Annotated in this window: 1 pseudogene; it reads right to left on the bottom strand. The window is 41.6% G+C overall.

What is annotated here, in order from left to right:
• Positions 1–1,104, bottom strand: a pseudogene (locus tag AB5935_RS27645) (histidine kinase dimerization/phospho-acceptor domain-containing protein); the annotation flags it as partial.

Below are 1,104 nucleotides of genomic sequence, written 5' to 3'. Positions count from 1 at the left end.
TGCGTATTTCTTTAGTTGCCTCGTAACCGTCCATGACCGGCATATTGATGTCCATCAATATAATCTGCGGATTATATTGCTTGAACATTTCCACCGCCTCTTGTCCATCCCAGGCATGAATTAATTGATACTCTCCCTTTAGTATGGATGCGAACAGTTTGTAGTTACTTTCATTATCCTCGGCAATCAGAATGGTAAACTTGTTTTTTTCTATACTTATCGGCTGAATTTCCTCTTTTTTTATGCTTTCTTCTACGGCTATTGCGGCTTTATATGGCAGCGTGAACCAGAATGTTGAGCTCGTTAACTCGTTCAGCATTTTGTTCAAGTCTATGTTGGAATATTGAAATTCCAATGTTCCGGCTTCAATCTTTGATAAATCAAGAATGTCACTGATTAATTGCAATAACAAGGTATTATTGTTTTCAATGATGCTCACATATTCCTGCTTTTCCTCTTCCTCGTCTGTTGAAGCCAATATGCCGGAGAAACCGACAATAGCGTTGAGGGGAGTACGGATTTCATGGCTCATATTGGCGAGGAAGGCAGACTTCAGACGATTGGATTCTTCTGCCCGGTCTCTGGCTGTGGTCAATTCCATTTCCATCTTTTTCCGTGTGGTGATGACTAGTGAAGAACCGACCAGGGTGAGCGGCTTGCACCCATTCGATTCTGTGAATGTTATTCTGTACATTGATAACCCGGTATTCTTCCCTGACTTTATCCGATCGCCCTTCTATCAGGTCATCATAGGCTTTTTCTACCCGTTTACGGTCTTCTTTGAATATCTTTGAGAAATATTGGGAATCGGGCACTGCCAATTGTTCTTCATTCACGTCTTTATCGTTTGTGCTAAGCTCAATAGGCCTATTGATGTCGCAAAGTATGGTTTTGCTTCGCAAATCCCATTTCCAGGGCACGATATTGGCTACGTCCAGTGCCATTGCCAGTTTATTGTTGGTAGCACTTAGTTTTTGTTGTGCTTTGTGTAGTTCGGTGCTGTCCAGGCAGAAAATATCGACAATATTGTTGTGGTGAGTTCCTTTTAGTACTACATCATAGAAGGTGTCTATCTGTTTGAAATAATAGGGGAAAGTGATAGCC

It is taken from the genome of Phocaeicola sp. RTP21198st1_B8_RTP21198_201120 (assembly GCF_040929485.1).
GTDB classification, from domain to species: domain Bacteria; phylum Bacteroidota; class Bacteroidia; order Bacteroidales; family Bacteroidaceae; genus Phocaeicola; species Phocaeicola dorei.
The sequence above is the reverse complement of the archived record's forward strand: the minus strand, read 5'-3'. Positions and strand labels throughout refer to the sequence as shown.